24 protein-coding genes are annotated in these 26,010 nt (G+C 40.1%); 10 read left to right on the top strand and 14 right to left on the bottom strand.

What is annotated here, in order from left to right:
- Nucleotides 1-162 precede the first annotated feature (162 nt).
- The gene (locus tag J0X14_RS11435) at nucleotides 163-1,260 is read left to right on the top strand and encodes a serine hydrolase domain-containing protein (RefSeq protein WP_207097910.1); all 1,098 of its coding nucleotides are present in this window, start codon (nucleotides 163-165) and stop codon (nucleotides 1,258-1,260) included.
- Nucleotides 1,261-1,302: 42 nt separating this feature from the next.
- Here J0X14_RS11435 and J0X14_RS11430 read toward each other — a convergent pair whose 3' ends face one another.
- On the bottom strand, nucleotides 1,303-2,730 hold the full coding sequence (locus tag J0X14_RS11430; protein ID WP_207097909.1) for a serine hydrolase domain-containing protein: 1,428 nt from the start codon (nucleotides 2,728-2,730) through the stop codon (nucleotides 1,303-1,305).
- Between the two features lie 206 nt (nucleotides 2,731-2,936).
- Between J0X14_RS11430 and J0X14_RS11425 the strand changes: the two genes are divergently transcribed.
- Together J0X14_RS11425 and J0X14_RS11420 are read left to right on the top strand one after the other, a co-directional pair.
- Nucleotides 2,937-4,022: a sensor histidine kinase gene (locus J0X14_RS11425; RefSeq protein WP_207097908.1), complete on the top strand. Its 1,086-nt coding sequence runs from the start codon at nucleotides 2,937-2,939 to the stop codon at nucleotides 4,020-4,022.
- Entirely contained in the window at nucleotides 4,019-4,741 is a 723-nt protein-coding gene (locus tag J0X14_RS11420) for a LytR/AlgR family response regulator transcription factor (protein WP_207097907.1), read from the top strand. The genes J0X14_RS11425 and J0X14_RS11420 overlap by 4 nt, the downstream gene beginning before the upstream one ends.
- A gap of 58 nt (nucleotides 4,742-4,799) precedes the next feature.
- Here the strand turns inward: J0X14_RS11420 and J0X14_RS11415 are convergent, their stop codons facing one another.
- Nucleotides 4,800-5,201 carry a helix-turn-helix domain-containing protein gene (locus tag J0X14_RS11415; RefSeq protein ID WP_207097906.1) on the bottom strand — a complete coding sequence of 134 codons (402 nt, stop codon included), beginning with the start codon at nucleotides 5,199-5,201 and terminating at the stop codon, nucleotides 4,800-4,802.
- Between the two features lie 764 nt (nucleotides 5,202-5,965).
- On the opposite strand from J0X14_RS11415, the gene J0X14_RS11410 reads away from it, so the two are divergent.
- The 4 genes from J0X14_RS11410 to J0X14_RS11395 all read left to right on the top strand — a co-directional run bounded on the left by J0X14_RS11410 (nucleotide 5,966) and on the right by J0X14_RS11395 (nucleotide 12,493).
- Nucleotides 5,966-7,813 (top strand): hypothetical protein, encoded by a 1,848-nt coding sequence (locus J0X14_RS11410; protein WP_207097905.1) that lies wholly within the window; start codon nucleotides 5,966-5,968, stop codon nucleotides 7,811-7,813.
- 560 nt (nucleotides 7,814-8,373) lie between these two features.
- The gene (locus J0X14_RS11405; RefSeq protein ID WP_207097904.1) at nucleotides 8,374-9,021 is read left to right on the top strand and encodes a helix-turn-helix domain-containing protein; all 648 of its coding nucleotides are present in this window, start codon (nucleotides 8,374-8,376) and stop codon (nucleotides 9,019-9,021) included.
- A 99-nt stretch (nucleotides 9,022-9,120) separates the two neighbouring features.
- Nucleotides 9,121-10,977, top strand: coding sequence for a serine hydrolase domain-containing protein (locus tag J0X14_RS11400; RefSeq protein ID WP_207097903.1), 1,857 nt, complete (start codon nucleotides 9,121-9,123; stop codon nucleotides 10,975-10,977).
- 160 nt (nucleotides 10,978-11,137) lie between these two features.
- Nucleotides 11,138-12,493, top strand: a complete 1,356-nt coding sequence (locus J0X14_RS11395; protein WP_207097902.1) for a serine hydrolase domain-containing protein — start codon at nucleotides 11,138-11,140, stop codon at nucleotides 12,491-12,493.
- 98 nt (nucleotides 12,494-12,591) lie between these two features.
- On the opposite strand, the gene J0X14_RS11390 is transcribed toward J0X14_RS11395, so the two are convergent.
- The 7 genes from J0X14_RS11390 to J0X14_RS11360 all read right to left on the bottom strand — a co-directional run bounded on the left by J0X14_RS11390 (nucleotide 12,592) and on the right by J0X14_RS11360 (nucleotide 19,431).
- A complete protein-coding gene (locus tag J0X14_RS11390; RefSeq protein WP_207097901.1) occupies nucleotides 12,592-14,862 on the bottom strand; it encodes a xanthine dehydrogenase family protein molybdopterin-binding subunit in 2,271 nt (756 codons plus the stop codon).
- A 21-nt stretch (nucleotides 14,863-14,883) separates the two neighbouring features.
- Nucleotides 14,884-15,345, bottom strand: a complete 462-nt coding sequence (locus J0X14_RS11385) for a (2Fe-2S)-binding protein (protein WP_207097900.1) — start codon at nucleotides 15,343-15,345, stop codon at nucleotides 14,884-14,886.
- An 84-nt stretch (nucleotides 15,346-15,429) separates the two neighbouring features.
- Nucleotides 15,430-16,551 (bottom strand): aldo/keto reductase, encoded by a 1,122-nt coding sequence (locus tag J0X14_RS11380; protein ID WP_207097899.1) that lies wholly within the window; start codon nucleotides 16,549-16,551, stop codon nucleotides 15,430-15,432.
- Nucleotides 16,541-17,134: a flavodoxin family protein gene (locus J0X14_RS11375; RefSeq protein WP_207097898.1), complete on the bottom strand. Its 594-nt coding sequence runs from the start codon at nucleotides 17,132-17,134 to the stop codon at nucleotides 16,541-16,543. The genes J0X14_RS11380 and J0X14_RS11375 overlap by 11 nt, the downstream gene beginning before the upstream one ends.
- A gap of 9 nt (nucleotides 17,135-17,143) precedes the next feature.
- Nucleotides 17,144-18,127 (bottom strand): aldo/keto reductase, encoded by a 984-nt coding sequence (locus J0X14_RS11370; RefSeq protein WP_207097897.1) that lies wholly within the window; start codon nucleotides 18,125-18,127, stop codon nucleotides 17,144-17,146.
- Nucleotides 18,124-18,900: a hypothetical protein gene (locus J0X14_RS11365; protein WP_207097896.1), complete on the bottom strand. Its 777-nt coding sequence runs from the start codon at nucleotides 18,898-18,900 to the stop codon at nucleotides 18,124-18,126. The genes J0X14_RS11370 and J0X14_RS11365 overlap by 4 nt, the downstream gene beginning before the upstream one ends.
- A gap of 57 nt (nucleotides 18,901-18,957) precedes the next feature.
- Nucleotides 18,958-19,431 (bottom strand): cupin domain-containing protein, encoded by a 474-nt coding sequence (locus J0X14_RS11360; protein WP_207097895.1) that lies wholly within the window; start codon nucleotides 19,429-19,431, stop codon nucleotides 18,958-18,960.
- A 163-nt stretch (nucleotides 19,432-19,594) separates the two neighbouring features.
- On the opposite strand from J0X14_RS11360, the gene J0X14_RS11355 reads away from it, so the two are divergent.
- Both J0X14_RS11355 and J0X14_RS11350 read left to right on the top strand, forming a co-directional pair.
- Complete coding sequence (locus J0X14_RS11355; RefSeq protein WP_207097894.1) at nucleotides 19,595-20,497, top strand: helix-turn-helix domain-containing protein; 903 nt, start codon at nucleotides 19,595-19,597, stop codon at nucleotides 20,495-20,497.
- Entirely contained in the window at nucleotides 20,497-20,946 is a 450-nt protein-coding gene (locus tag J0X14_RS11350) for a putative quinol monooxygenase (RefSeq protein WP_242528002.1), read from the top strand. The genes J0X14_RS11355 and J0X14_RS11350 overlap by 1 nt, the downstream gene beginning before the upstream one ends.
- Nucleotides 20,947-20,950: 4 nt before the next feature.
- Here the strand turns inward: J0X14_RS11350 and J0X14_RS11345 are convergent, their stop codons facing one another.
- From J0X14_RS11345 to J0X14_RS11330, 4 genes are all read right to left on the bottom strand, one after another.
- Nucleotides 20,951-21,694, bottom strand: a complete 744-nt coding sequence (locus tag J0X14_RS11345; RefSeq protein WP_207097893.1) for a hypothetical protein — start codon at nucleotides 21,692-21,694, stop codon at nucleotides 20,951-20,953.
- Between the two features lie 94 nt (nucleotides 21,695-21,788).
- Nucleotides 21,789-22,373: a Crp/Fnr family transcriptional regulator gene (locus J0X14_RS11340; RefSeq protein ID WP_207098058.1), complete on the bottom strand. Its 585-nt coding sequence runs from the start codon at nucleotides 22,371-22,373 to the stop codon at nucleotides 21,789-21,791.
- Nucleotides 22,374-22,471: 98 nt separating this feature from the next.
- Complete coding sequence (locus J0X14_RS11335; RefSeq protein WP_207097892.1) at nucleotides 22,472-23,971, bottom strand: amidohydrolase family protein; 1,500 nt, start codon at nucleotides 23,969-23,971, stop codon at nucleotides 22,472-22,474.
- 51 nt (nucleotides 23,972-24,022) lie between these two features.
- Nucleotides 24,023-24,556 carry a hypothetical protein gene (locus tag J0X14_RS11330; RefSeq protein WP_207097891.1) on the bottom strand — a complete coding sequence of 178 codons (534 nt, stop codon included), beginning with the start codon at nucleotides 24,554-24,556 and terminating at the stop codon, nucleotides 24,023-24,025.
- Between the two features lie 224 nt (nucleotides 24,557-24,780).
- On the opposite strand from J0X14_RS11330, the gene J0X14_RS11325 reads away from it, so the two are divergent.
- Complete coding sequence (locus J0X14_RS11325) at nucleotides 24,781-25,383, top strand: hypothetical protein (protein WP_207097890.1); 603 nt, start codon at nucleotides 24,781-24,783, stop codon at nucleotides 25,381-25,383.
- A gap of 170 nt (nucleotides 25,384-25,553) precedes the next feature.
- On the opposite strand, the gene J0X14_RS11320 is transcribed toward J0X14_RS11325, so the two are convergent.
- The gene (locus tag J0X14_RS11320) at nucleotides 25,554-25,985 is read right to left on the bottom strand and encodes a DoxX family protein (protein ID WP_207097889.1); all 432 of its coding nucleotides are present in this window, start codon (nucleotides 25,983-25,985) and stop codon (nucleotides 25,554-25,556) included.
- Nucleotides 25,986-26,010: the final 25 nt, after the last annotated feature.

Raw genomic sequence — 26,010 nt, 5'->3', positions numbered from 1 at the left:
ATGATTCAGGATAAATGTAATTAAAATGAAACATTCTTCAATTGTGAACCTTTGGTTTGGACAAATCACAAAATTGCATGGTTGCCACAGCTATGACCAGTTTTTATACCAACTTTTTTTGAATTATATCCTATGGTGGTTCATTTCCAAGAAATAGAAAACATGAACAATATATCAAATCCAAAATCCATCTTTAGGGTATTGGCCATTTCGTTTTGCTTCTTCGTACTATCATGTTCCAGTTCTGATGATGGAGAAAAAGAGCCGGAAGCTAATTTTGTGCAGACCACTTTGAATGATTATGAGTCCTCTTTTCCCAAAGGTGGGGCTGTAGCTTACGTTCTGGAATCTGACGGAACTGTCACCACCGGTGCCATTGGCGAATCTGAACCGGATATTCCCCTTGAAGTAGGTATGCGCTATGCCATTGGTAGTACCAGCAAAACTTTTACGGCTATTCTGATTTATAAATTGATTGAGAGTGGTGAGCTTTCGCTGGCCTCGACCATTGAAGAGATTGTTCCTGAAATAGTCAATACTAAAATTCCCGGTACTGTTACTGTTGAGCAATTGTTGAACCACAGTTCTGGCCTGCACCATCCTTTGCCCGGCAGCGATGGCCTATTCAATTATGTGATAAACAATCCTTCAGAAGAGATTACATTCGAAACCTTTGTGAGTTTTATGGATTTGCCCGACAATGAGCCTGGTGAGATTTATTCCTATTCCGATGCCAATTTTAAGATTTTGGGGTTGATGGTGGAAAAAATAACAGGAAACGATTTTGAAACACAATTAGGTCAGGTTTTGTTGAATCCTCTTGGGCTGAGCGACACCTACATTGGAACTTCCACACCTCGACCTAATCAAGCGTACAGTTGGGTAAACGAAGAATCCCTAAAAGACCTAAACCGGACCGCCGTGGAAAGTATGGGTACCTTTACGGGAAACATTTGGGCGTCCCCAGCAGATTTGGCAAAATGGTTCAAAGCCATTTTTGAAGGGGGAATCATCAATGCCAATTCTTTGGATGTAATGACCACGTTTCATCCTGGAACAAGAGGAGTCACTTATGGGGCAGGTATGTTTAGGGAAACGCTTGGGGGCAAACAGATGTACTGGTATTCCGGATTCACAATCGCTTATGGGACGTACTGTGGCTATATTCCAAGCACTGGTGATGTGGTCGTGGTCATCAACAACCAATTCAATTTTGAAGAAATCACAGCTATAGTCGCTGACTTAGTAGAGCAACTTTAAACAAAAGGAGCTGAACTTCAGCTCCTTTTGTTTTTTACGTTTTTAATTTTCAGTCTCAATTTTATGGACCATTTCCTTTGCTGATGGAAAGTCAGGGTCAAGGCTAAGTGCCCTTTTATAGGCTTCCAGCGCTTTAAATTGTTCTCCCTTGGTATAATGGGCCTCACCTAAGCTATCCCACACGTTGGGGTCTTCATCGCCAAAAAGTTCTGTATTCAACTCAAAGATTTCAATGGCTTTGTCCAACTTATTTCCACGTAGGTAAAAATACCCTACTTGATTAAGAATAATGCCTTTAGGGTCCGTAGGGTGAAAATTTTCTATCAGTTCCCAAAAATGGGACTTCACATAATCCAATCCATTTTTCTCATAGGCCCTATAGGCATTTGGAACGGCCGGAAAAGAGGGTTTTTCAGGCTTTTGACCCCTAAGAATCGCCAAGATTCCGGCTCCTAAGTCTTCTGCTACAGGTTCATCCATATTGGCGAATACGATAATACTCACTCTATCCCGTAAAATCTCATATTTAACCGTGTTGGCACCGGGATAGCCTCCTGCATGGGGAATGGCATCCCCAGTAGTGGTGTAGGGTTGAATCATTTTAAAAAATTCATCCTTCATCTTGGTTTTATGGCTAAGGAGCACGTTGCCATAGTGAAATTCATCATAGAACTTTAAAATATCGGTGGCCGTTGCCCGAAAACCTCCATCTGGTTTGGGAAATTCAATAAACCCATCATTTGAAACTATCTTGCCATCAACTGTCCTGTAATAGCCAGTTGCCAAATTTTCCACTTCACTTTTTGGTTTCATGGAGGTTTCTGTCAAACCCAAAGGGCTCAAGATGTAATCGTTCACATTATCATAATATGATTTGCCCGTAACCGATTCAATGATTCCTCCAAGCAAAATGAACCCTGCATTGCTATAGCGTTGATCAGTGCCCGGTTCAAACTCCAAAGGCATTTGTTTGACTCTTTCCAAGACCTTTTTCATCGTTTTTTCACTTCTGGGAAGTTGATCGTACTCCATTGACAAATAATCTTCAAACCCTGAAGTGTGATTAAGCAGCTGGTTTATGGTTACTTTTTTGGAAGCCTCAACCCCCAATCCATTCAAGTAATCACTTGCGTGGTCATCCAATTTCAACTTTCCTTCTTCAAACAATTTAAGGATGAGAACACGGGTGAAGGTTTTGTTCATGGAACCAATGTCAAATTTTGTCTCTAAGGTATTGGGAATACCCTTCTCCCTATTGGCGAGTCCAAAGGCCTTATGGTAAACCGGTTTACCATGGTCGGAAACCAAAACTACCCCAGAGAAAATATCCAAATCTTGATATTCCTTTACCAACTGGTCAATTTTGGGCTCTATCCCCTCCAAATTAATGTTAGGTCTCTGATCTTGGGCAAAACCGGTATATCCCAAACAGATCATTAAAACTCCGAATAAGAATCGTTTACTTTTCATTTGTGATGTATGATTTGTTAAAAGATCAATATTAGAACTCCCATTATAGTTGCTCGCCTAAATGTTATAAAGTATCCCCGTAGCTTTAGTATTGATGCTTTTTTGTGATTTTAATGATTCACCTGTGTAAAATTCTCCAATACCAAGATATTGGCACTCATACCATTTTTTTGGTACTTTAAGAAAGTTTATCGTAGTTAGCCCCTATGGCAAAGCGTACATTGGTCAAAATAGTGCTGCACCTACTCTTTTGGATAGGCTGGATTTTGTTTTTTGACAAAATCCTGGTTTTGGAGGTTATCCATGACATTGAAATCTATGGGGGTCCGGGTGAGCAGGTGGTGGACGAGGTGAGCAATACCTCGGTAGACCCCTTGCTCTTGATTATTGTTGGCGCAATTTTCAAAGCTATGGGTTCGTATTTTATTTTGCTTGGCATAATGCGGCGTTATTTTCAGAAAAACAAGGTACTTTCCATAGTTCTGGGACTTACAGTTTTGGGGATTGCCTTTTTTGTTGAATCGCTGGTAGCAAAAGTGATCATAGCCCATTCCAATGTTTATGAAAGCATTCATTTGGAGATTTGGAACAACTCCAATAGTATGCAGTACCTCATTCTAACCATAATCCTTATTTCATACCTCGTCATACAACAACTGATTCTACTGGATAGGAAATATCTCCAAATGGAAAAAGAGAAGTTGAAAAGTGAACTGTCATTTTTAAAGTACCAGTTAAATCCCCATTTGTTGTTCAATACACTCAACAATCTCTTTTCCATGTCTCAGGCCAGTGGTGCGGATGAGGTCTCGGATGGTATTCTTAAGCTCTCAGGAATCATGCGGTATATGCTGTATGAAAACAAGGAATCGCAAATCCCTTTGACCAAGGAAGTTGATTTTTTGAAACAATATGCTGATTTGCAGCTGTTACGGGTTACTGATGAAAACAAAATCAAAGTTAACTTTGTCATTGAAGGAGATACCTCTAGAGCGATGATTCCAGCTTTTGTATTGGCCCCATTTGTTGAAAATGCATTCAAACATGGGGTAGATACCACCCAATATTCAGAAATTAATGTGTTTTTGAAGGTTTTGGATGATACGATTCATTTTGAGGTTAAAAACAAAATATTTCGAAATCAGAAAAAACTCCGCTCCAACGAAGGGGGTATCGGTATTCTCAACTTAAAAAAGCGATTGAGCATTCTTTTTCCGAATGCCCATGAATTGAATCAATACGAATTGGATGACCATTACATCTCCAAACTAACTTTGCATACCAAAACATGATGACCTGCGCAATCATAGAGGACGAAATACGAGCCAAAGAAGTTCTTGAACGGTATATTGATAAGGTTGACTATCTAAATCTTGTAGGATACTGCCAGAACGGATTGGAAGCTTTGGACAAAATCCCATTGTGGAATCCCGATATTATCTTTTTGGACATCAACATGCCCAATCTTAACGGACTGGAACTTCTTCAAATTTTAAACCATAGGCCCAAGGTTATCATTACTACTGCCTATTCTGATTATGCCTTGGAAAGTTATGAGTTTGAGGTGGTGGACTATTTATTGAAGCCCGTGGAGTTCAGTAAGTTTATGAGAGCGGTCAGCCGCATTAAGGAACCTGTCTCCAATTTGGAGACTGAACAAAGTGTATCATCCAAAAAAACCGATGAGAATTCGTACACGCTATTTAAATCGGGAAGCAAAACCCATAAAGTGTATTATGATGACATTCTATTCTTGGAAAAAGATGGGAATTATCTGGAAATCCATTTGATGGATGGTCAAAAAATACTGATCCGCAGTAATATGAGTGATGTCATGACCTTGGTTCCGGAATCCCTATTTCAACGAGTACACAAGTCTTATGTAGTGAACATCAACGCTATTGAAATTATAGAGGTAAACAAACTCACGCTTACCAATAAGAACAAAATTCCACTGGGTGCGTCCTATAGACAGGCGTTGACTGATCGGATTGAACGATCAGGAAAGTGAATCATGATTCAGTCTAAATTCCTGCTAACTGGCATACTTTTGTTGTGACCGATGTTAACTAGAAGTTTTGCCTTTTATATTCAGAGGGGGAACACTGATTAATTTTTTTGAAAGAAGTATTAAATGCAGAAACGGAGTTAAATCCACAATCATAAGCTACTGCAGCAATTTTCTGGTTTTTGTACGCATCTTCACCTAATAGTCGTATTGCTTCCTTTATTCGATAGCCATTGGTGAAATCTGAAAAACTTTGTTCAAAAGCCGTGCTGAAAATTGAGGATAGCACATGTTTGGGCAATTTGGTTTTTTCTGAAAGTATGGAAAGATTGAAATTTCCATTCAGGTAAGGTCTTTCAAGTTCCATAATGTCTTTAACAGTTTTTGAATACGTTTCAATCTCCTCTTTGGAGAGATTTATATTCCTATACTTCAGAGTGTTTCCAGATTTAAGGAAGGACATGTTTCTGAATAAATAAAAACTTAGAGCGTAAACAATAATGGCGTATAAAATGGGCCCCGTCAAGTACCCATTTGTCTTTAAGATATAGTTTGCGAAATAGGATAGGCAAAACAAAGTAATGGCTATAAATAGACCACTTAATAATCGGAATAAACCTTTATTCTCCTTTTGCACTTTCAACAAAAAGTATCCGCACAGAACCAGATAGATAATGGTTAGGTAGAGAAGAATTGAATATCCTCCCGAAAACCAAAATGAATTAAGCCCTAAAAAAGGAATTCCAACTAAAAACATTGAAGGTGGCAAAAGGATTAAAAAATGATAACGGGCATTTAGTTCAATCTCTGGCCCATTTTTAATGATGTAAATCAATAATACAGGAACAATAAAGGCGTGAGCAGCAAAACCAATGTTCAAAAAGATGTCATTGTTTATTGAAAAAAAATACCAGCCAATGGATTTAACCAACCTTATGGTTATGAGAAGGAAAAGCAAGGAAAGGAACAAACGGTGCTTTTGTTGGATTTTCCTGGAAACAAATAAATATATGGACAAAAATAGACTCTGTATGGTTCCTGCCCCACATAAAAATACCCCGATCAAATTGTAGTCCATCTTTTCCTTAAAGATTAATTAATCAATCCAACTCTTTAATTAAAAAACAATTCAAGAGCATAGAAAAATTATAACTAGTGAGCAAATTTTAAGTGCCAACCATCGAAATATATAAAACATTTTTAATACACAATTTAAAAAAAGGTTCAATGAAAAAATCACATGTATTGATAATCTCCTTGCTAAACCTTGCCTTTGCATATACCCAAAAACATCAGGAATTTAATCAATCCGAATTTATTTGGGACCTCTCTGAGATTTATAAAACTGATGATACGTGGCGAGAAGATTATACGGAGGTGAAAAAAGTCATTGATACCTTGAGCTTTGGTGCAATACAATCTTTTGAAAATTCAAAACACCTCTCTAACGTATTGGAAGAGCTTTCAATAATACGAAACAAAACCTCAAAAGTGGCGTTCTATGCCATTTTAAGGTGGGAAGAGGGCAAGGTCCCAAATGGCCCCGAGTTTCTTGAAAAAGGGGAAGGTATATTAATGGATTTTGAGGCCTTATTGGCTGAGCTTGAAGGTAAAATCCTAGTATTGAATAAAGATACCTTGATCAATTGGCTGAAGTCCAATGATGGATTGATTAAACATCGCCATTGGTTGAATCAGATTATAGATCAAAAGGATCACCGCTCTACTCCCGAGGTTGAATATGCCCTCAGAAAAACAAGAGGGTGGATTTCAAGTTCTATTGACTCCTACTGGGAGATTCAAGCCATGGATAAGCTTTGGCCCATAATCCAAGATGAAAACGGTGAGGATATCATGCTCAATAGGAGTGCTTTTAGAAAGATTAGAAATACCAACAATATTCAATTCAGGGATAGGGCAGCCAAAAAATATTATGAAAGTTTAGATGCCGCGGAAGGCATTATGGGAGAGTTGTACACAAGAAAAATCAAATCTGAACTTGATCTCGCTGAACTTAGAGGTTTTTCGGATGGTATTGATGCCAATTGGTTTTTTTATGGGGGCTGCCCAGAGGGAACCTATAAAACGCTTATTGGTGTTGCAAAATCGAACAAAGAAGTCCTTCAACGGTACGCCAAACTCAGGGGGCAGGTTCTGAGTGAGGGAGCATTGACCTATTTGGATTTTTATAAAACACCTGATGCCTTGAATGATTATAAATACAATTTTAACACATCCATGAACATAGCCCTAAAAGCCTCAAAACAAATTGGATCGGAATTTCATAACAACATGAAAACGGCTTTTGAAAACAAACATTGGATGCATTTGGCGGACGTTCCCAAGACAGCCCGTTACCACATTCGCCCACCAGTAACGGGGGTACACCCGTACTTTATCCTAAAATACGAACCCAACGTCACCGAATCAAGAGCACTGGTAGGAGGATTGTTTAGCATGGCCACAGATATTTCAAGTATTGGGGCTGATGGTATCGATGTTTTTGAAACCGAAGCACCCATACACATATCGGGTACACTTTATGCGGGAGATATATTCTTTGACAAGCTTACCGCTTCCCAAACCACAATCAAAAAAGAAAAGATTGCACATCTACTACAGCTTTTGGAATTTTTAAGGCGGTTTTTCAAGAATGCCATTCTCATGGAATTGGATTCCACTGTGCAACAGATGTTAATAGATGGAGAGCGTGTTAGTGGCAGCAAAATATCTGAGGTTTTCTTAAAATTGTTGGAAGACTATTATGGAGCCAAAAAAGGCATCATGGAAATACCTAAATACTTGAAAAATGATTGGATGACGGAAAGCGCTGTTCTATTTATGCCAAAGTATGAGCATCATTATTGGGCGCCATCATTGGCTGTTGGAGCTGCAATGGTAGAGGATAAAACATATTCTAATCTATATCTATCTCCATACAAAGAAGATAGATATGATTCTTATTCAGTACTTAAAAGGGAAGGATTTGATTTAACTCAAGAGGAATCTTATGGAAATATAATTGATTTAATGAACAGAACTATGGACGAAATAGAAAGGGAGCTAAAGGATTAATTTGTGGGTAAATAACCTTGTGACTTCTAATGATCAATTACGGATAATGAATTGTGACCACACATTGCTTTATTTAAACCGTTCTTGCTAATATTGTTTTATCGCAAAACCTAGCAAGCATAATTATGACACCTGAGGGGATTCTATTAAATCTGGAATCGTGTATCATTGTACTAACACTTTTCTTTGGATTGAATTTGATCAAAGAGTCCAATGTCCGAAGCAATCTTTGGCTTTCCTTGATCAACCTAACCCTGTCTTGTCATTTTTTGAACCTGTTTTTACTATCAAATGGAATCAATGTTCCCAATTTTGGCCTAGTGTTTGGCTTGCTGTACGGACCGTTGCTTTACTATTTTATTAAGTCTCATTTAATTGGCGCCGACAAAGCTTTAGGGCTCCAATTGATTCCATCATTCGTATTGGCGATATGGATATTGGTTTATTACATACTTTCCATAAACACATCAGATGTTGAACTGCAAATTTTAAGAGTACTGGTGTTCTTGCACTTTATAGGTTATATGATTGTGTCCTATCAAAAATCAAAAAAAATTAAATTGGGAACTTTAGAGTATCGTTCCAACAAGATAATTGAGGAGAGAATTGGCATTGTGGAGAATACAATGGTTATAATTTCAATTCTTTACCTAATTGGTTTATTTGAGATTATCTTGGTATTTGAGGAAAATTCAACGTATCTCATATACATAAGCATAATAGCCTGTGTCCTGATTTTAATAGGGCTATTGAAGTATATGTCCAAGGGGTTGAACTATTACAATGTGGTATACAGCACACCACTTTCCGATGAAAAATTCCCAGAATTGGAATCCGATAAGTACAAATCTTCCTCATTGTCAAGGAAGATGGCAGAGCAATACGTTGAAGAGCTAAATGAATTGATGACAAAGGAGAGACCTTTCACAAACTTTGACCTTACTCTTGCCCAATTGGCCAAAATGTTGAATATGCCCGAGAGATACTTATCCCAAGTTATAAATGAGTACTTCCATCAGAATTTTTACGACTTCATAAACTCAAAAAGGATAGAAGAAGCCCAAAGGGAATTGAGGGATAAAAGCAAGAGAATATCTGAAATAATGTACGATGTTGGTTTCGTGTCACGATCGTCTTTTAATACCTCATTCAAAAAATATGTTGGAATGACACCAAGTGAATTTCGACGAAAAATACCCAACAGTTGAGGCCTTTGGTTTAAAAAATTATGTTCGAGTTCCCGTATTGCTACATTTATCAATAACGCACTTCATTACTTTGTTAAAACACGAAAAGTGCAAAGTTGAATGTACAGGTTTATATTGATAGGGGTATTAAGCATTTGTTTGTTCACCAAATGCGTTGCCCAAGATTCAGGTAAAAATATTGGCAAAGAGTCCATAAAAAAATGGGCAGATTCCATTATTGGCTATTCCATTGAAGATTATAATATTCCGGGTGCCACCTTTGCTTTTGTAGAAGGGGACAGTATCATTTATGCACAAGGTTATGGCTATTCTAATTTGGCTACGCAATCTTCCATGGAACCATACACCCATAATTTTGACATGGGTTCCATTCCAAAATCAATGGTAGCCGCTGCTGTACTTCAACTTGAGGAAGAGAAAAAATTAAAACTCACCGACCCAATATCCAAGTACATAGACCATCAAGATGCAAAGTCATTCAGAAAGATAACAATACACCACCTATTGACCCATAGTGCTGGCCTGGATGATATCTCCAATATTAACAGCGCTTCCCTGAATCCTGAGGATGTGCTAACCTTGAAAGAGTACGTTGCCAACAACCAGCCGGTTCAAATAGAAGAGCCAGGAACCATAATCAGCTACTCCAACATTGGGTACGCGTTGCTGGGCAGGGTGATTGAAGAAGTTTCAGGCATGAACTTTTCAGATTATATGCAAGAAAACATACTGAATCCTCTTGAAATGAAAAACAGTACGTTTCAGTCCAGATTACCAGCCCATATAAAAGAGAGTAGGGCAACCGGATATGAATTCAATGGTATGGAATTGGAAGCAGTTCCGCATAACTTTCAATTTAACCTACCTGCGGGTGGATTAAGAAGCACTGCCGGGGATATGGCAAATTTTTTGATGTTTCTGCTTAATGATGGTAGTTTCAAAGAGAATCAGATTGTTGGTAAGGAGGAGTTGAATAAAATGTTTGCCAAACAATTCTCAAATCACCCTCAACTACAAGGTCTAACCTATTCATTACGCGAAGAGTTTATAAATGGCTATAGGGCTTTGGGTCAAAATGGAGGTTGGCAAGGTTTCAATCATGATTTTTATCTTTTCAAAGAAGCCAACTGTGCATTCATAATTTGTTTGAATGGTAATGATGGCTCAGAAATTAGTTCAATATTGGCCAACTCCTTTGTGGAAACCTTTATTCGGCCAAAAGGCACAGAAACACATGGCCAAAGCCCCATTTTGCACCCCGAAAAATATGTGGGCACCTATAGAAGCAATCGCTATTCAAGAAATAGTATTACCAAATTGGGGGTTTTATTGGGGGTTGTTCCGGAGTTTAACATTACCTCGCGAAATGACTCCTTATTTTACTTTTCAACGCCTTTAATATATGAGGGCAAAAATGTCTTTAGGCGGTACAACAAGGATGGACTACTGGCATTCCTGGAAAATCCAGATGGCGAAATTACGCATATGGTCAGGGATTACAGTCACTATGATGCCAATGAGAAAATAACATGGTTTCAAAAATCAAAAAACCAAATGCTATTCTATGTTGCAATTCTGGTTTTACAAATAGTTGTTATTCTGATATTCGCCTTTGGGAAAATTAGGTTTAAGCAACATAGAAAATCTTCCTTTGATTGGATTACACAATTTGCGCCTTCATTTCTTTCGATAATTTTTGTCGCAGGCTTTATAAACGCATTTTTCGCCGTAGGGGCATGGAACCTTCAATATGGTATGAGCAGTGAAATTAAAGCTTTATTATTGGTTCCCTTAGTCTTGATCGGATTGCTTGTGCTAATAGGTTTTCTTATTTTCAAAAAAAGAAACACGGTAAAGCAAAAAATTGGAAAGTGGAATGCCATTCTGTCTTTTATTACTTTATTCTTGTTTCTATTGTTTCTGGACCACTGGAATTTGATTGGGTATAATTACTGAGCAACAACAATATTGATATCTCAGGATATGGCAAGGTGTCATTTTGATAAATAATAATTGGATTGGTAATGGGGAACCAATCTCTAGAATTTAAAATAAAAGTAAAATCACTATGAGCATCCACCTGAGATTCAAAGCAAATCATTAAATAAGTAGTACTATGAATAAAATTGCAGTAGTAGGAATTTTTCTTTTTTCATTGGGGTATTCCTTGCAAAATGCTAAGGCACAAGAGCAAAAAGATTTTTATGGAATAATCAAGCCATTTGTGGACACGAATAATTTTAGTGGGTCAGTTATGATTCAGCAAAAGGGCAAAACAATTTTTGAGGATAGTTTTGGAAGAAAGAGCTTAGAGTTTGATTTGAAAAACGCTATGGATACTAAGTTTTATTTGGCATCTGCTTCCATGATTTTCACTTCAGCGGCCATCATGAAGTTGGTGGAGAATGGAAAAATTAGCCTGGAGGACAAGTTAGACAAATTTATACCAGATTACCAACATGCCTCCAAAATTACCATACATCAAATGTTGGCTCAGAGATCGGGCATTCCTGCAATTGGCAAATTTGGTAATACGGATTATACAACGATTACACAGTTTACCCAGACCCCCCAGTCCCTCTATGGCTTGTTCAAGGATTATGACCTGCTTTTTGAGCCGGGTTCTGAATATAGCCATGAACGTTCTGAATACATCCTCTTGGCTTTGATTATAGAAAAAATAACTGGGCAGCCATTTGGGGAATATCTTAAAGATGAAATATTTGCTCCATTGGGCATGAAAAATACGGGACACTCTTCTAGCGAGGGCCAAATAATAATGAATCTAGCAAAAGGATATGCCACAAAGGACCTTTTTGATCTGGAAGCAGCTAACCAAATCGATTGGTCATCAAAAACAGGTCACGCCTCAATATATTCTACGTCACAAGACTTAATGTTGTTTATCCAAGCCAGTCAGAGCAACCAATTGCTAACAGAACCCTCATGGGGAAAAATATTTACTGATTACGGAGGTGATAGTGTTGGCTATGGCTGGTTCGTTAGGGAGCATTTGGGCAGAAAAAGGGTGCACATGAATGGACGGTCACCTGGCTTTTCCTCATTTTTATGCATATATCCCGAAGAAGAATTAGCGGTTGTTGTTTTAAGTAACATCTATACAACGGTTCCTACATCTTTGGGAAACATGCTTGCTGCAAGAGCATTGGATGAATCCTTTGAGCCATTGAATTTGAGTAATACCCCTATCAGTAAAGCCTATGGACAAAAGGTTTCTGGAGTGTATGAATTCGGTGAAAATTTTTATGTGCCCAATTTCAAACTTAAAGTTGAATTGCGAGACGAAAACTTGTATGCTGATTGGGGTGGTCTTTTAGCTGTGGAAAATGAATTCAAAGAAATTGAAAGATTTATTTTAAGAACATATTGGTCTGATGTTAAGTTTGTTGAAAAGGATGGAAAAATTGTGGGTATGGAGTACGATGAGTTTTTTGGAAAAAAAAATAGGTGAACCTGTCAGAAATAAATCGTAATAATGGTCAAAAAAAGCCCCTTAAATCTTAGATTTAAGGGGCTTTTTATTGTTTAGTTGAGACCTCAGTATTCCTCCTAACCTATCAAAGGGGGTCTATCTGTTATAAAGGGTTGATGATAATACCTTCTACCCGTAGCTTTGTAGAGGGCATTGGCCAAAGCGCCCATTATGGGAGGAAAAGGAGGTTCTCCCATTCCCGTTGGGTCTATATCACTTTTTACAAAATGGGTTTCAATAGCTTTTGGTGCTTCACTATGTCGAATTAAACGGTAGCGGTCAAAATTGGTCTGTTCTGGTGAGCCATCTTTAAAAGTTAGCCCGCTATACATGGCATGACCAATTCCATCCACGGCACCACCTTCCGATAGGTTTGTAGCAGCATCAGGGTTTATCACGATACCACAATCAATGGCAGCGGTAACTTTTTGCACCACAGGGGTATCATTTTCCATCACAATATCCAGTACTTGTGCCACATAACTTTGGTGACAGAAATAGGCCGAGACACCACGGGATACACCAGTATCGGCTTGTCCCCAATTTGCTTTTTCCCGAACCAATTCCAACACTCCGGCATATCGCGAAGCATCATAATCATTGGACTCTGGACTGCCTACAGGATTTTCTTCGGCACGTTTTAGCAATTCCAATCTAAAATCGATGGGGTCTTTGCCCATGACTTCAGCCAATTCGTCCAAGAAAGACTGTTCTGCTCCCGCAATAAAATTAGAACGTGGTGCACGGAATGCTCCTGTGGTTATGTTGGTGTCAACGGTGAAGTCTTCCGCCAAATAATTGTCAATGGCCCCTGCTGGAAAACGATTGGCGAAAAGAGGACTCTCTGGTATTCCTCCTGCTTTTACATGAAACCCAATTAAATTATTATCGGCATCCAATGCGGCACGATAGGTAGCATAATAGGACGGGCGATAAATACCTTGGGACATGTCATCTTCACGGGTATACATTAATTTTACCGGAGCTTTCATCCGTTGCGAAATAGCTGCAACCTCTACCATAAAATGGCCATATAGCCGACGACCAAAACCACCACCTTGGCGGGTCATCTGAATGTCCACTTTTTCCAAGGGAAGTCCTAAACGCTCTGCCACTGCCGGTTCCATCCATTCCGGGGTTTGGGTAGGCCCAAGCAACTCGGCATGGTCTTCCGTAACGTTAGCAAAGAAATTCATGGGCTCCATAGTGTTGTGGGCCAAGAACGGACAACTATAACTTCGCTCAATGATTTTGTCCGCATCTTTAAATGCTTGTTCCGGGTTACCATCCCTTCGGGACACTTTTGCATTCCGCGCAATCAATTCTCTTAATTGTTCAGTATGACCACCTGAATTTTCCATCCCTGCGGGATGTTTCACTTCCATGGCATTCCCGAACATAGTAAGGTTTTGGGTTGTGTCCGGTGCGTCTTCCCATTCAATATTCAATGCTTTTTTGGCCTGAAAGACCTGCCAGGTAGATTCTCCTACCACTACAACCACTTCATTAAAGGCTGTAAAATGAAAGGCCATTTTATCAAAGTCATCATCGTATAATTTCAAGGAAAAAACATCTCGAATGCCAGGCATTTGTTTGGCCTCCTCGGCATCGAAGGATTTTAATCGCTTACCAAAAGCTGGTGGGTGTACCAAAGCTGCGATCAACATGCCTTCGCGTTGAACATCAATACCGAATAAGGGCTTGCCGGTCACTATTTTTTTACCATCCACATTTTTGCGGGATGTACCGATGATGGAGAATTCTGAGTTTTCCTTTAGTTCTACCTCCTCGGGAACTTCTATTTGGGCTGCAGCTGAAGCCATTTCTCCATAACCAGCTGAATTGCCGCTGGCCTCATGAGTCAAAACTCCAGCTATTGCGGTAATTTCACTGGCCGGAACCTGCCAAGCTTGCGCGGCAGCTTCTTTCAACATATGCCGAGCGGTAGCCCCGGCCATCCTAAGGTTTTGCCAAGAACTGCTTATAGATCTACTGCCTCCAGCGACTTGCCAGCTATATAAATTGGTGTTGAGCGGTGCCTGTTCCACAACCACATTTTTCCAGTCAATTTCCAGTTCATCCGCCACGATCATGGGCATGGAAGTCCGTACGTTCTGGCCAATTTCTGGATTGGGGGACATGATGGTCACCACACCGTTATCACCAATCTTTAAATAGCCATTCATTTCATACCATTCTTCGGGCATTTCCAATTCCATGGCAACGGCTTCGGCGACCTTGGGTTTGCAAGCATTGAAAAAGCTAAAGCCAAGCACCAATCCACCTCCGGCCAAACTGGTGTTTTTTATGAAGGCCCTACGTCCTATTTGTGTTTTTATGAGTGTCATTTTTTTAGCGTTTAGGGTGAATTAAGAGTTGTTTTCTGCAGCCATTTTAACGGCCTTTTTAATACGGACATAGGTTCCACAGCGGCAAATGTTTCCGTTCATGGCCATTTCAATTTCTTCATCCGTGGGATTGGGATTTTGTTCAAGCAGGGCTGCTGCCGTCATAATTTGCCCCGCTTGGCAATAGCCACACTGTGGGACATCAACTTCCAACCACGCTTTTTGAACGGGGTGATCTCCATTTTCAGAAAGTCCTTCAATGGTTGTGACCTCTGAATTTCCTACCATCGCTACAGTGAGCATGCACGACCTTGTGGCCGTACCATTCAAATGGATGGTACATGCACCACATTGTGCGATACCGCATCCATATTTTGTGCCGACCATCTGCAAGTGGTCCCGCAATACCCAAAGTAAAGGGGTGGAGGGATCCACATCCACTTCTTGGGATTTTCCGTTGATTTTTAGATTAAATAGTGCCATATTGAAAGTATTTGCTTTAAGTTACTGAATTATCCGTTAGGATTGTGTCTAAATTGTACTTATTTGTTATTGATAATCAAATGATTACCTATCTGTCAATGCGGTTTCTGGTGCACGTACGCCAACTAGCGGGATTTTCTCAAATGCCGTTCTAAATTCCTGTAATTCTTCCGAAGTAAATGTAACGGAAAGAGCACCCATATTTTCTTTCATGTGATGCAATTTGGTAGTGCCTGGGATGGGAACAATATAGGGTTTCTGCGCCATGACCCATGCTAGGGCAATTTGTGCTGGGGTGGCATCTTTTCGTATGGCCCATTCCCTTACCAATGATAGCAAAGGCATGTGTGCTTTTATCGCTTCTGGAGTGAAATAGGGAACCGAAGCAAAACGTGAATCTTCTGAAAAACGACTGTACTCGTTGAATTTATCGGCCAAAAAACCTCGGTTTACCGCACCCCATGGCACAAAACCGATGCCCAATTCGCCACAGGTGTCAATTACCTGATTTTCCAATACCCGTTCAATTAAAGAATATTCACTTTGAACCGCAGTGACCTTTTGTTCTGCATGTGCTTTTCTGATAGTGGTTGGGGATACTTCGGATAAACCAAAATGGAGCGCTTTTCCTTCATTGATCAAATCTTTGACTACGCCAGCTACTTCCTCAACCGGAACTTCTGGGTCCACTCGGTGCAGGTACAATAAATCAATACGGTCTGTACGCAATCTTTTGAGCATACCCTCCACGGCTTTTTTAATATGTTCCGGCTTGCTATTTCGACCTGCACGATCTCCATTTGTAAAATCAAACCCGAATTTACTGGCAATAACCACTTGGTCGCGAACGGGTTCCAAAGCCTCTCCGACCAATTCTTCATCGGTAAAGGGACCGTAGACCTCTGCGGTATCAAAAAAGGTGACTCCCAAATCTACTGCTCCACGAATCACTGGAATCATTTCTTTTTTATCCCTTGGCGGATTGTAACTGCCACTTTTCATGCTCATGCAACCCAAACCAATGGCTGAAACTTCCAAATCACCCAATTTTCTTTTGTCGCTTGGAAAAGTTAAGCTATTCCCGGCTTTATCAAGGTTGATTGGTGCGGCTTTTGCTGTAGATGCTACCGCTAATCCACCAAGCCCCAACATGGATTTTAAGGCAAAATCCCTTCTGCCATATCCTGTTTGTTTTTCATTTTTCATATTGCCGTGTTTTTAATTTTGATAGCCATTTGGTCACCAGTTGTTCAACTTCTTGTTCTTTTTCGCCTTTGATTACAAGGAAGATACCATCTCGTTCCACACCGCCTTTTACCGAAAAACCTTCCAATACCATGCTCTTGGGGCACAATTCCTTAATCTGCTTAAACCCTGAGCCTACCCCGTAGCCTGCATGGGTGTTGAATGGGATAATTACTTTGTTTTCTAAATCATAACTCTTTAAAAAACTCTTTATGGGCGGTGGCAACTGCATGCCCCAAGTGGGAAAACCTATGAAAAGCGTGTCATATTGGTCAACCTTCATGGTTGTTTTTAAAGGAGGTAGGTATTCTGTTTCATTTTCTTTGGCTACCTGAGCAACAATGGCCTTATAATTTTCAGGATAGGGTTTTTGTAACTCCAGCGGTATTAAATCACCTCCAACTTTAGCTTGAATGAGTTTAGCAACAGCCTCCGTGTTTTTGGTTCGGGAAAGATAGATGATGGCAGTCCTGTCATTATTGCCTTGGGCGTTTATAGAAATCGCCAAGTTCCATAATAATATACAAAGAATTGCTTTTTTCATCTCTTGATTTTATAGTCCCGTAGCTGCTTCCATTTGCTCGGTATAGCGTTCACCGACCACTTTAATCTGGGCAGAGGCCGATTCAATTTCTTGCAATTCGGTTTCCGAAAGTTCAATGTGTACCGCACCCAAGTTTTCCACTAAACGGTGTGGTTTTGTAGTTCCAGGAATAGGAACAATCCATGGTTTTTGAGCCAAAACCCAAGCCAAAGCAATCTGTGCTGTGGTAGCTTCTTTTCTGAGGGCAAAATCGTTCAACAATCCCAATAATTTTTCATTCGCTACACGAGCTTCTTCAGTGTATCTGGGTAAAACATTTCTGATATCCCCCTCTTGAAATGTGGTGGTGGCATCTATTTTACCGGACAGAAAACCTTTGCCCAGTGGGCTATAAGCTACCAAACCAATACCCAATTCTTCAATGGTAGGAATAATTTCAGCCTCGTGCTTCCGCGTCCACATGGAGTATTCGCTTTGCAAGGCGGTCACAGTTTGTTCTGCATGTGCTTTTCTTATGGTATTGGCCCCGGCTTCCGACAAACCAAAGTGCTGCACTTTACCTTCGGTAATTAAATCTTTGACTGTTCCCGCTACATCTTCAATAGGAACGTTGGGGTCCACGCGGTGTTGGTAGAACAAATCCAAAGTTTCAACACGCAGTCTTTTTAAACTTTCCTCGGCTACTTTTTTAATGTTATCGGGACGGCTATTTAATCCAGCCATTTTTCCATCAATAATATTGAAACCGAATTTGGTGGCGATCTTCACCTTTCCTTTAAAGGGTTCCAAGGCTTCACCAACTAAAATCTCATTGGTGTACGGTCCGTAAACCTCGGCAGTATCAAAAAAAGTAACGCCCATTTCCACCGCTTTATGAATCAACCGAATCATTTCTTGGGTATCCTTGGCCGGGCCATATCCAAAACTCATGCCCATACATCCCAGGCCCAGCGCAGATACCTCAAACTCATTTCCTAAAATTCTCTTTTTCATAGTTTGTGTTTTTTATTTTTTCTTGTATTGTAACTCCCAAAACTGTAGTTTAAGGACACATTCCATATAAAATCATCTTCGGGTACGATTTCGGTATCGATGGCTTTGTTAAAAATGGCCGAGATCGATACGGGAAAATCCCTTTTGGCCAGAGTCACAAAACCTACCGCATAAAACCCTTCCTTGTCATCCATTCTCAAATAATAGGTTTGAGGGGATATATTGAAATAGAGATCTTCGGTTATATTGAGGTTATTGAAATAGGAATTCAGCACAAGAAAATTGGTCTGTTTTACGCCCGCATCAAAGCCCCTGCCATGTAGATAGTAGATACCAATTCCTGTATTTTCCCCTAATTTGTAATTGGGTGCAATTTCAGCGGCCACATAGCGTCGGGATTCCAGAATTTCTTCGGGTTGCCCATCGCGAATTACGGTTACGGTTCTGAAGTTTAGCGCCGGATGCGCTCCCACCCTCAAGGAAAACCGTTCTTTTTCAACCGCTTTATATCGAAACCAAAACAAAAATGACCATGGTTTGCCCTCTAGGGCAAAACGCATATCGGGTTCAAAGCTCAATTTGCCCTTGGTGAATTTTAAATCGAACAGTAAAGCCGGGTCACCCAATGAAAAGGAGGGTACCAGCGAAATTCCATTATGGGTAACACTGGCCATACCTTTAAAATCATCCAAAAACTTACGCTCACCCTCTTGGGAGTACCCTTGGTACAATAGGGTAGTAAAAAGAACCAGGAAAAGGTTGGCGTTTTTCATTTTCGACTTAGTTACCTATTCATAGTATGCTTTACTAGGCAAACTTTTAAAGGATAATTACTCACTCAACTTTTTTGCTACACTATCATAATATTCTTGTGTTACCACTTCCGTCCAAACCGTAGGTGTTTCTCCTCCGTAGATGGCCAGATACGTCACATCACTGTGCTTGGAAGACGAATGCCAATGTTCCGTGTCTTTTTCGCATCTGATTACATCGCCCTCTTTCAGAACCGTTGGTTCCTTTCCTTTTTCTTGATAGTAGCATTCACCATCAACGATAATCAATACTTGTACAGACTCATGGGTATGCCAGTCCAAGGTAGAATTGGCCTTAAATGTTGCCTTGGTGATGTTGTACGTTAAATCCCCATCTGCTTGTAGAACAGGATTTAACCAAGCTTCTCCAATATAATGCGTGTTTGGTGCTTTAAAACCTTCGGTGAAATAGGAAGAAACGGTGTACGCTGAATTTTGGGCAGAAATGCTTGCGGATATCGCAAACACGATGAAGCAAATTATTTTCTTCATGATATTATTTTTTTAAGATTTTCCATCAAGTCAAAAATATTCATCTAAGTAAGTGGAAGTAATACCCAGATCACGGATGTTTATACCATTATTACGGATTTTCTGCATCGGGGTTGATTAACTGAGAATCAATCCCTTATCTTTATATAAAATTTAACAATAGATGGAAAACGTGTATCATATAAAATCTGTGGCGGATTATTTTGCTTGGCGAAATTCCAAACCAGATCATCCACTGGTGGGCATTTTGGATTATGAGCGAACAACCGCATATCCTGATTATTCGTACGATGGTCTGCAGTTTGATTGCTTTGCCGTTTTTCTAAAAGATGCCAAGGGCTGCAAGTTAAAATATGGCGGTGGTGAATATGATTTTGATGAAGGTTCCATGGTGTTTATGGGGCCGGGTCAAAAAGCGGGAATTAGCTATGACCCGGACTATGAGCCAAAGGGCTATGCCTTGATTTTTCATCCCGATTTGTTGTTGGGAAGTGATTTGGGACGAAAAATCAATAGCTACACGTTCTTTTCCTACTCCGTGAAAGAAGCCTTGCATTTATCTGCCCGGGAGCGCGGACTGATTTTAAGTGTTATCGATAAAATTCAGTATGAGTTGGAGCAAAATCTGGACAAGCACAGCAAAAAATTGATTGTGAGCAATATTGAGCTCTTGTTGGATTATTGCCTTCGGTTTTATGACCGACAGTTTTTAACCCGTGAGATTCCTCATCAGGGAGCCTTGGAAAAGTTTGATATGCTGCTCAATGATTACCTGTCTTCGGAAAAACCACAAAAACACGGATTGCCTTCCGTGGGGTATTTTGCAGACCAGCTCAATCTGTCCTCCAATTATTTTGGGGATTTGGTGAAAAAGGAAATGGGCTATTCGGCACAAGAATACATTCAGAACAAACTTATTGATGTGGCCAAGGAAAAAGTGTTCAATCCCAACAAATCGGTCAGTGAGATTGCGTATGAGTTGGGTTTTAAATATCCGCAGCATTTTAGTAGGCTGTTCAAAAAGCAGGTGGGGCATTCGCCCAAAGAATTTCGGATGTTGAACTGATGGGACTTTTTTTGGAGATAAAGCACCGCGTATTAAACTGGATAATCATATTGGTCATTCCGGTGATGATTTCTTCTTGCCATCAAAAAAATGAAAACAAGGAGCAAGCGGTACATGATGATATGATGGTCCGCATTGCCGAGATTGAAATTGAGCCTGAATTTCGGGACGACTATTTGGCTATTTTAAAAGAAGAAGCAGAAGCTTCGGTACGGTTGGAACCCGGGGTTGTTTGTATTTACCCGATGTTCCAACGCGACAATCCGAATCAAATTAGGCTATTGGAAATCTATGCCAGTGAAGAAGCTTACCAATCCCATTTACAAACGCCACATTTTGTACACTACAAGACAAGCACGAAGCACATGGTAAAATCGTTGCAATTGGTGGACATGGAAGCTTTAGATCCTGAAACCATGCCTGCTCTTTTTTTAAAGTTGGGGCAATGATGGGTTAAATATCATCAATCTTTACATCCTTGTCCGTAGGCTTTTTATAAGCTCGTTTGATGACCTTTAGATCCTTAAAGTAGCCTATCGTTCCGATATCCACGTAAAGTCCGACCCCGCCTATTTTATTGGTTCCTAATAATTTATCCACTACAAAGGATGAATACTTCATATTATTAATGTACATCTCGGCAAAATCATCGTTGACCTCAATTCTCATTTTGATCCATTCTTTTAATGCCACAGGGGCCGAAGTCTCATATTTACCCGGGTCTGATTTTCGCAGCGTATCAAATTTGGCATGGGGGTAGGCAATGTATTGTACGGTATGATTCCTGTACTGTTGATTATTGACCCTGCCCACTTTGGGACGCAGGTAAATGCCATCAAAAGCCGAGTCATCATCCTTGATCCTAAAATAGACACCTATAAATCCGGCAATTCCGGGGTATGGGGCAGGGTCTTGTAATTGACTGTACATTTTCACTTCTATGGTTCCGTTCTCAAAATCCTCCAGACCCACAAGACGGGCATAATGGGGTTCATCCACTGTCGCTTCAATATTATTGACATCAAACGGTAGGGCTTCCAAGTCCCTTTCTATTTTCAATACTTTTTTTCCTTGGAACTTAATAATGGAGCCTGTTACGTTGTGCAGCTCAAACTCCTGTTTTTTAAGTTTCAGATGCTGACCAAGAGCGCCCAGTGTCCAGAGACAGGCCAAACAAAAAATACAATAGTTTTTCATGGGATATTGTTTAAAAATTACACCGCAAAGATGGGAACGCCATGAGGGTTTTACCCTTAAACTATTTTAAGAAATAGAGTTGTGGGTATCAAGGTTATTTGCGGGTTACCAGTTCTTTTCTGATCATGCTCAGAAATTCTGGTGTAATGCCCAAATACGAGGCAATTTGGGTATTTGGCAAGCGGTTTGCCAGTTTTGGATATTGTTTTAAAAAGGAAAGATAGCGTTGTTGGGCCGTGGAACTGATGTTCTCAAAAACCCGATTTTGGATTTCCACATACTTGTCTTCAATAATGACCCTAAGTATTCTATTGAGTTTTTCCAAGTGTACATATAAATGATAAAGGTCTTGCTGCTGAATTTGGATGATCTCAGCGTTTTCTATAGCTTGAATCTCACTTTCACTGACTTTTTCTGTGTGGAAACTTCCAATATCCGAAATCCAATCACCCTCTGCGGCAAAGAGGATGTTGTGTTCTTTTCCACCTGCATCGGTAATGTACATTCTAAAACTTCCAGAAACAACAAAGGTGTAGTATCTACAGATTTCACCCATCTGTAAAATTTTTTCTTTTCGTTTTACAGTCCGGCGTGAGACCTTGCTTTCAATCAAGGCTTTTTCATCCTCTTCAAAGGGAAGGTAGGTTTCTAAATGTTCTATGAGAGGTTTGGATAACACTATGGTCAACTATTGCTATTGATAAAAATACAATTCAAAAGCGACATTGGGTATTCTTCCATTTTCATCACCGCTAAGGATGGGAAATAAAAGGTATGCTAGGGTCTTTGTTTTACCGACAAATCTTTTCTCTCCACCACCGTATCCCTTACAAATAGTTTCTCAATGGCATTATAGGCTTCAATGTCTTGCAATGGGTTTTTAGACAGAAGCAACATGTTGGCCTTTTTTCCAACGGCAATGGAGCCCACGGAATCCAATGCAAAAGCTTGGGCATTGTTGATGGTGGCCGAGGCCAGTATTTGATCTAAGGGCATGCCGGCTTCTTTCATCAATTTGAGTTCCCAAAATCCATTATGTCCAGGTTGATTCCCATAGGTTGGGGCAGAAGGGGTATCGGTGCCAAATAGGATGCGTCCATCGTTTTCAGACAAGTATTTAAGCACTAACATGGCATGCGCTTGAATGTTCCCATAAATTTTGTGGACTTCTTCCGTAGGAAGTTCTGAAAAGAGCTCTTTTGCAAACCATTGTCCCTCTTCGGTTTTGTACCATTCCAATAGTTTATGCGGTACAACTTTTTTGAGTTGGGGGTCGTTCAAAAATAAGGAGTCTGCCAAGGCTTCCTCTCCAGCAAGAACCGTTAGTGTTGGGGTGTAACCAATTTGCTTTTGAATTTGCAGGTCCAACACACTTTTAATTTCGTCAGGCAACGAATCGGAAGGAACATTCCGGTATTCACCCCAGTTCCACATGCCATGGGCAATAATATCGACCCCAGCATCGGTTAGGAAGGAATGGGCTTCCAATGAATTGCCATGAACCGTCAGTATCATTCCATTTTTGTGGGTGTTTTCCATTAAATCGGTCATGATTTCTTCTGTTGGGACCGGTAATTTTGGCATTCCCCTAAAACCAGATTCGTAATAGGATTTTACGGCGATGCCCCCCGACTTTTTAATGCGCTCCACCACAGCTTTTGGGGTATGGTCAGCAGGGTTGAATTTATCCGGAATATTGTCCGCTTCGCTTTCCAAATAAATGAAGTTTGGCGCTCCATCAAAGCGAAACTCTTCAGGGGCAAAATTCATGGGATACCCATTTGCCACGGACGCACCTGATCTGCCGGTATGGTACAAATCGGGTTGTAGAGGTTGGCTGTTAAAATCTGAAATTTGCTTTTCCGATATTCCACCCAGATTAATCAAGGATGTAAATCCATAATAGAGGTAGCTTCTGGGCATTTGTGTGTTGAACGCCTCTGCCAATTCTGGATGGGCTTCCATCTGGTAAGGGAGCATGCCTTGCACTTCGGTAATATGGGTATGGCTGTCTATTAATCCGGGAATCAGAAACTTTCCGGTACCATCGATTTTTTTAAAAACCCCGTTGATTTTGGGCTCTTCTTTTCCCACATAGATGATTTCCCCTTTTTCTGTAACAACATGACCCACATAAGGGGAGTAGGTGCCATCTTCGGATGTTACAATGTGCACATTTGAAATGTGGATCCCATTGGAAAGGTTCAGGATTGTTTCATCATTTTTACAAGAGAGCAATATCAATATTGCCCCCAAAAGGGTAAGAAATTTATTCATTGGATAGTTTTAAGTGTAAGCCAATCGTTTGGTCAAAATATGGTGACTCCATTAAATTTTGGAAATCAAAAACAGTATTCCACCCCGGATCACCTTATAGGCAATGAAGCACAATACCGTTAAAACCAGCCCTATAAGTATGGGCAATATACCACCGAATGTGTACAGCATTCCATATACAAACCCAAGGAGGCATTCGGGTAGGTAAACGGGTCGGAAAAAGGCGATGACCACGGGCAACAATATTAAATATTGCATGATCTCCTCAAGTCTAAATCCCCATAAAATAGACATTATAATTCCAAAGGCTAGTGCTCCAAAAAATCGATACAAAATTCCATTTGAATCAGTATGGGATGTTGCGTTGTCTTGTCTTTTTTTGATTAATGCAATGACCGCCCATGTTAGCAAAGGAATGGTAACCAGTCCCCACCAATTGGAAATTCCCGGTAAATTGTCATCGGCCAGTAGATGATGGGTAACCACACCACCGTTAATGTATTCCCCAATGATCATGGCAAGCGTTAAGGCCATAGCTCCCAAAGACACGGGGATTTTATAGTCAAGTATCGTTAGTGATTTCATTTGTTTAAGTATGTTATAGTTCCAAGAGTTTGATCGTAAGATACTTAATTCAAACTGAAAATGGTCTCTGCACCTGTTTCCAGCGATTGTTTTGACCGTATTGACCCCATCATGAATGATAAAATGTGTATCCATCAATTGAAATGGGCCTTAGGTCAAATGGCGCGTCTTCAGGAAGAGCTGTTTCCATAATATGCAGCATCAAAAATTAAAAACAATACACTATGAACATTAATTGGGAAAATCTGAAGGACACTTCAGCTAACGAAACTTGGGAAAAGGAAATGTTTTCCATTTTTTCCAATGCAAACATTTTTGAAGAAGAGGATGTTGCATTGCTTACAGAACTAACAGAAAAGGCACTTTTAAAGGATGAGGCCGTACAGCGCCCCGGATTTGGTAGGGTCATAAAAGGCTTGATGGACCTGACCCCAAATTTTGAAACCGTTTGTGAAGAAATATGGGGAGATGAACTTGAAGATGAACTGGAAGATTATGATGATGAGGATGAGGATCCTCTTGAGGTCTATGGGGCGATTTGGTCTGATAGTACCGCGCTTGAACAAGTTGGAGATTTTCATTGGTATACGATGGACTTTTGTGCCAGGGCATTGACAAACGATGCAGCTTTTCAAAGGAATGATTTTTCAGAGGTGTTGACCTATGTTTTGGAAGAAACCGAAAAGAGGTTGGGCAATGCAGATTTGACTCACTTCGAGTCTTTTGAGGCGCTTTTTGCACATCCCTTAATGTCTGAAAGAAAGGATTATTCAGAACTTTATGAACATGTGATAAATTGCGGTGTTACTGATATAAAACCCCAATAATTCTATTGACCGCTCTCATATGTAGGGAGACTATAAGGGCGGTCTATTTTTAAGCGTATGGAAGAAATTCTTTTAAATGAAAAATGGCGCTGCAACGGAATTTTTCTAAAGAAAGGCTGACATCCATGTTCAAAAATAGGTGGGAACAATGCCATAATATGGTGCCTTCATTAGCTTTTGGATTTAAAGATTAGCGTATCCAATTCCAAATATTTTTCCTTCATCAAACTTAAAGCAAAAGCCGCCGCCGCAGCACTGAACACAGAATAATCAAAAGCACCCTTTATTCCCGTTGAAAAAGTCATGGATAGGGCAAACAGCAAGAGAAGAATTCCACTCAGTTTCGCAAACAGTTCTGTTTTAAATCCGATGAGCAAGAAAATCGCAAAAATAATTTCGGCTGCGGTTGCCAATGTTCCAATTGAAGGAATTAGGGAATCGGGGAACCAGGGGTTTATCAATTGTGTGTACCCCAAGAAATTTTCCCAATTTCCCCATACCGAAATTTCTTCGCCCCACATTCCAAATCGGTCCGCTACGGCGGATAGAAATCCAAAGGATAGCGCAAGTCGCAAAAAGAGTTTTAATATTTTAGGATTCATCTGTAAGAGTGTTTAATTTTTACTT

Source organism: Allomuricauda sp. CAU 1633 (assembly GCF_017313225.1).
Taxonomy (GTDB): Bacteria; Bacteroidota; Bacteroidia; order Flavobacteriales; family Flavobacteriaceae; genus Flagellimonas.
The sequence above is the reverse complement of the archived record's forward strand: the minus strand, read 5'-3'. Positions and strand labels throughout refer to the sequence as shown.